The organism is Salipiger mangrovisoli, assembly GCF_015223355.1.
Taxonomy (GTDB): Bacteria; Pseudomonadota; Alphaproteobacteria; order Rhodobacterales; family Rhodobacteraceae; genus Salipiger; species Salipiger mangrovisoli.
This window is the reverse complement of sequence record NZ_JADFFK010000064.1, coordinates 1-5,867: the sequence shown is the minus strand read 5'-3', so window position 1 is coordinate 5,867 and position 5,867 is coordinate 1. Positions and strand designations below refer to the sequence as shown.

At 54.8% G+C, this 5,867-nt stretch carries 3 tRNA genes and 3 rRNA genes; all 6 read left to right on the top strand.

Going from position 1 to position 5,867, the window contains the following annotated elements:
* The first annotated feature begins 371 nt into the window (after positions 1 to 371).
* The 6 genes from IQ782_RS29240 to IQ782_RS29215 all read left to right on the top strand — a co-directional run bounded on the left by IQ782_RS29240 (position 372) and on the right by IQ782_RS29215 (position 5,866).
* Positions 372 to 1,833: ribosomal RNA gene (locus IQ782_RS29240) — 16S ribosomal RNA — on the top strand.
* 179 nt (positions 1,834 to 2,012) lie between these two features.
* Positions 2,013 to 2,089: transfer RNA gene (locus tag IQ782_RS29235), tRNA-Ile, on the top strand.
* 29 nt (positions 2,090 to 2,118) lie between these two features.
* A tRNA-Ala gene (locus tag IQ782_RS29230) sits at positions 2,119 to 2,194 on the top strand.
* Positions 2,195 to 2,628: 434 nt separating this feature from the next.
* A 23S ribosomal RNA gene (locus IQ782_RS29225) occupies positions 2,629 to 5,460 on the top strand.
* 169 nt (positions 5,461 to 5,629) lie between these two features.
* Positions 5,630 to 5,744, top strand: a 5S ribosomal RNA gene (gene rrf, locus IQ782_RS29220).
* Together the 16S, 23S and 5S rRNA genes with 3 tRNA genes alongside form the textbook arrangement of a ribosomal RNA operon.
* A gap of 45 nt (positions 5,745 to 5,789) precedes the next feature.
* A tRNA-Met gene (locus IQ782_RS29215) sits at positions 5,790 to 5,866 on the top strand.
* Position 5,867: the final 1 nt, after the last annotated feature.

Here is a 5,867-nt window from a genome sequence, read left to right as displayed (position 1 = left end):
CGCAGACGAGGCGGAACAGACTTCGAGAGACGGGCAGGCGGGCGCGCCGGAAGTTAGGGCGCACTGGTCTGGTTTTGTCTCTCACGCTCTTTGACATCGCAGATATCTGAAGAGATATGCGGGCGGCTCTGGTTCATTTCGATGGATCAAGCCTAGCATATCAACGCTTCTAGGACTTCGGTCCGATAATGAAGTGTCAGCTTCACTGTTTGTCGGTCTTCGGTGCCTTTGGTACTGAAGCACGAGAAACAGAAAGTTTGATTGCGCTCCTTTCCTTAGCCGGGTGGAGCAGCCGGGTCCTTCGGGGCTTCGGTGATGCAATCAAGATGTGCTGAGGTTCGAACGTCAAGGACAACCGAGCAATCGGTTTTCAACTTGAGAGTTTGATCCTGGCTCAGAACGAACGCTGGCGGCAGGCCTAACACATGCAAGTCGAGCGAGACCTTCGGGTCTAGCGGCGGACGGGTGAGTAACGCGTGGGAACGTGCCCTTCTCTGCGGAATAGCCACTGGAAACGGTGAGTAATACCGCATACGCCCTTCGGGGGAAAGATTTATCGGAGAAGGATCGGCCCGCGTTAGATTAGGTAGTTGGTGGGGTAATGGCCTACCAAGCCTACGATCTATAGCTGGTTTGAGAGGATGATCAGCCACACTGGGACTGAGACACGGCCCAGACTCCTACGGGAGGCAGCAGTGGGGAATCTTAGACAATGGGGGCAACCCTGATCTAGCCATGCCGCGTGAGTGATGAAGGCCTTAGGGTCGTAAAGCTCTTTCGCTGGGGAAGATAATGACTGTACCCAGTAAAGAAACCCCGGCTAACTCCGTGCCAGCAGCCGCGGTAATACGGAGGGGGTTAGCGTTGTTCGGAATTACTGGGCGTAAAGCGCGCGTAGGCGGATTGGAAAGTTGGGGGTGAAATCCCGGGGCTCAACCTCGGAACTGCCTCCAAAACTCCCAGTCTTGAGTTCGAGAGAGGTGAGTGGAACTCCGAGTGTAGAGGTGAAATTCGTAGATATTCGGAAGAACACCAGTGGCGAAGGCGGCTCACTGGCTCGATACTGACGCTGAGGTGCGAAAGTGTGGGGAGCAAACAGGATTAGATACCCTGGTAGTCCACACCGTAAACGATGAATGCCAGTCGTCGGCAAGCATGCTTGTCGGTGACACACCTAACGGATTAAGCATTCCGCCTGGGGAGTACGGTCGCAAGATTAAAACTCAAAGGAATTGACGGGGGCCCGCACAAGCGGTGGAGCATGTGGTTTAATTCGAAGCAACGCGCAGAACCTTACCAACCCTTGACATCCTCGGACCGCCAGAGAGATCTGGTTTTCACTTCGGTGACCGAGTGACAGGTGCTGCATGGCTGTCGTCAGCTCGTGTCGTGAGATGTTCGGTTAAGTCCGGCAACGAGCGCAACCCACATCTTCAGTTGCCAGCAGTTCGGCTGGGCACTCTGGAGAAACTGCCCGTGATAAGCGGGAGGAAGGTGTGGATGACGTCAAGTCCTCATGGCCCTTACGGGTTGGGCTACACACGTGCTACAATGGCAGTGACAATGGGTTAATCCCAAAAAACTGTCTCAGTTCGGATTGGGGTCTGCAACTCGACCCCATGAAGTCGGAATCGCTAGTAATCGCGTAACAGCATGACGCGGTGAATACGTTCCCGGGCCTTGTACACACCGCCCGTCACACCATGGGAGTTGGTTCTACCCGACGACGCTGCGCTAACCTTCGGGAGGCAGGCGGCCACGGTAGGATCAGCGACTGGGGTGAAGTCGTAACAAGGTAGCCGTAGGGGAACCTGCGGCTGGATCACCTCCTTTCTAAGGATGTTCCTAGATCAGATGGCTTGCCATCAGACGTGGAACACTTAGCAAGCACCAGTTAGTCACTGGTGCGCATCAAAGAGCCAGGCCGTCCTCATATCTCTTCAGAACACGCAGCGAGCTACCGCTCGTTGGCGACTGGGCTTTGCCTCATGCGTGGCAGGGTCACGTCATTAGGGTCGGTAGCTCAGGTGGTTAGAGCGCACGCCTGATAAGCGTGAGGTCGGAGGTTCAAGTCCTCCTCGACCCACCATTCCATCCGGGACACCCCGGGGAATACATGGGGCCTTAGCTCAGCTGGGAGAGCGCCTGATTTGCATTCAGGAGGTCAGGAGTTCGATCCTCCTAGGCTCCACCAATTCCGTCACCGCTGCGAGACAAAGAGGTTTCGATTTGATCGATAAGCACTGTGCAGTGCTTATCCGTCCAATCGGACGATTGACATCGTTTAGAGAGATACAAAATCAACACTGTTTGATTGCCGCGAGTGTGCGGCGATCTCTGGTTGGTTCCCCGTGAGGGGAAGGTTTTGCCGGCGGTTGTTTCCTCGACCAAGCGCAAGATATCCCGATCAGAAAAAGAACAGAGTTGTCCAAGTCAAGTACACTAACCCCTCATTCACTTTGCATAGGGTGAATGAGATTGTCCTCGCCGCACGGCGAGGGCGGGAAAGTATGCTTCTGATCCGGAAATAGACGACATCACACGAACCAGCGTGATGTTTGCAGGGCACTGCGCTCAACTGGCCGCAAGGCGGTAGCGCAAATATCCAGTCTTGCTCTTTCTGGATCGGATCAAGCGCGAGAAGGGCGTTTGGTGGATGCCTTGGCAGTAAGAGGCGATGAAGGACGTGATACTCTGCGATAAGTCCTGGGGAGCTGAGAATAAGCTTTGATCCAGGAATTTCCGAATGGGGCAACCCACCTGAAAGTTCGTTATAATTGCCTTCGGGCAGCCTATAACGGGCTTAAACAGGTACTTTTAACCTGAATACATAGGGTTTTAAGAGCAAACCCGGGGAACTGAAACATCTAAGTACCCGGAGGAAAGGACATCAATAGAGACTCCCCTAGTAGCGGCGAGCGAACGGGGACCAGCCGAGTCCTGAGAGTGAATAGAATGGTCTGGAAAGGCCAACCACAGCGGGTGACAGTCCCGTATATGAAGCTCGATGGAACGTATTAAGTAGGGCGGGACACGTGAAATCCTGTCTGAAGATCGGGGGACCACCCCCGAAGGCTAAGTACTCCTTACTGACCGATAGCGAACCAGTACCGTGAGGGAAAGGTGAAAAGCACCCCGACGAGGGGAGTGAAACAGTACCTGAAACCGAACGCCTACAATCAGTCGGAGGCTCCTCGAGAGCTGACGGCGTACCTTTTGTATAATGGGTCATCGACTTGGTCTATCTAGCAAGCTTAAGCCGTTAGGTGTAGGCGCAGCGAAAGCGAGTCTTAATAGGGCGTCGAGTTAGATGGATCAGACCCGAAACCGAGTGATCTAGGCATGACCAGGATGAAGGTTGGGTAACACCAACTGGAGGTCCGAACCCACACCTGTTGAAAAAGGTCGGGATGAGTTGTGCCTAGGGGTGAAAGGCCAATCAAACTCGGAGATAGCTGGTTCTCCGCGAAATCTATTTAGGTAGAGCGTCATCCGAATACCCCTGGGGGTAGAGCACTGGATGGGTAATGGGGCCCCACAGGCTTACTGATCCTAACCAAACTCCGAATACCAGGGAGTACTAGATGGCAGACACACTGCGGGTGCTAACGCCCGTAGTGGAGAGGGAAACAACCCTGACCTCCGGCTAAGGCCCCCAATTCATGGCTAAGTGGGAAAGCAGGTGGGACGACCAAAACAACCAGGAGGTTGGCTTAGAAGCAGCCATCCTTTAAAGATAGCGTAACAGCTCACTGGTCTAATCAAGTTGTCCTGCGGCGAAGATGTAACGGGGCTCAAGCCATGAGCCGAAGCCGAGGATGCGCATAGCGCATGGTAGCGGAGCGTAGTGTGACATAGGACTCCTCCTCTTCTGCATCCTTCGGGATGTAATGGAGGAGATAGTCCTTTCTGTGAAGCCGGGCTGTAAGGCATCCGGTGGAGAGATCACTAGCGAGAATGATGACATGAGTAGCGACAAAGAGTGTGAGAGACACTCTCGCCGAAAGTCCAAGGGTTCCTGCTTAAAGCTAATCTGAGCAGGGTAAGCCGGCCCCTAAGGCGAGGCCGAAAGGCGTAGTCGATGGGAACCAGGTCAATATTCCTGGGCCATGTGGTGGTGACGGATCGCAGGGGTAGTTCTTCCTTATCGGATTGGAAGGGCTGCTGAGCGGTTCCTGGAAATAGCCCCACTTTTAGACCGTACCCTAAACCGACACAGGTGGACTGGTAGAGAATACCAAGGCGCTTGAGAGAACGATGTTGAAGGAACTCGGCAAAATACCTCCGTAAGTTCGCGAGAAGGAGGCCCAGTTTCAACGCAAGTTTTGGCTGGGGGCACAAACCAGGGGGTGGCGACTGTTTATTAAAAACACAGGGCTCTGCGAAGTCGTAAGACGACGTATAGGGTCTGACGCCTGCCCGGTGCCTGAAGGTTAAAAGGAGGGGTGAGAGCTCTGAATTGAAGCCCAGGTAAACGGCGGCCGTAACTATAACGGTCCTAAGGTAGCGAAATTCCTTGTCGGGTAAGTTCCGACCTGCACGAATGGCGTAACGACTTCCCCGCTGTCTCCAACATCGACTCAGCGAAATTGAATTGCCTGTCAAGATGCAGGCTTCCCGCGGTTAGACGGAAAGACCCCGTGCACCTTTACTACAGCTTCACACTGGCATCAGGCCATGCATGTGCAGGATAGGTGGTAGGCTTCGAAGCAGGAACGCCAGTTTCTGTGGAGCCTCCCTTGAGATACCACCCTTGCATTGCTTGATGTCTAACCGCGGACCGTTATCCGGTTCCGGGACCCTGTGTGGCGGGTAGTTTGACTGGGGCGGTCGCCTCCTAAAGCGTAACGGAGGCGCGCGAAGGTTGGCTCAGAGCGGTCGGAAATCGCTCGTTGAGTGCAATGGCAGAAGCCAGCCTGACTGCAAGACTGACAAGTCGAGCAGAGTCGAAAGACGGCCATAGTGATCCGGTGGTCCCAAGTGGGAGGGCCATCGCTCAACGGATAAAAGGTACGCCGGGGATAACAGGCTGATACTGCCCAAGAGTCCATATCGACGGCAGTGTTTGGCACCTCGATGTCGGCTCATCTCATCCTGGGGCTGGAGCAGGTCCCAAGGGTATGGCTGTTCGCCATTTAAAGAGGTACGTGAGCTGGGTTTAGAACGTCGTGAGACAGTTCGGTCCCTATCTGCCGTGGGTGTAGGATACTTGAGAGGAGTTGCCCCTAGTACGAGAGGACCGGGGTGAACGATCCACTGGTGGACCAGTTGTCGTGCCAACGGCAGTGCTGGGTAGCTATGATCGGACAGGATAACCGCTGAAGGCATCTAAGCGGGAAGCCCCCCTCAAAACAAGGTATCCCTGAGGGCCGTGGAAGACCACCACGTCGATAGGCCGGAGGTGTAAGCGCAGCAATGCGTTCAGCTGACCGGTACTAATGGCCCGATAGGCTTGATCCGATCCAGGAACAGCAAGACTGTTCCAGATCAGACGAAGCATACAACCCCTACACATACTTGACTTGGAAATGTCGCTCCCAGCACCCCGGGGGTGTCGGCACGCAATCTGCTGCGCAGATCGCTTCCGCCGACCCGTCGCGCGGGGCGCGACGTTGTGGGTCTTTCTCGGTTTGGTGGTCATAGCGCAAGCAAAACACCCGGCTCCATTCCGAACCCGGCCGTTAAGTGCTGCCGCGCCAATGGTACTGCGTCTCAAGACGTGGGAGAGTAGGTCACCGCCAAACCTAGCAAGGCCCACAACCCGTATCTCTCGAAACGATCTCCCCTGTCGCGGGATGGAGCAGCCCGGTAGCTCGTCAGGCTCATAACCTGAAGGTCGCAGGTTCAAATCCTGCTCCCGCAACCAA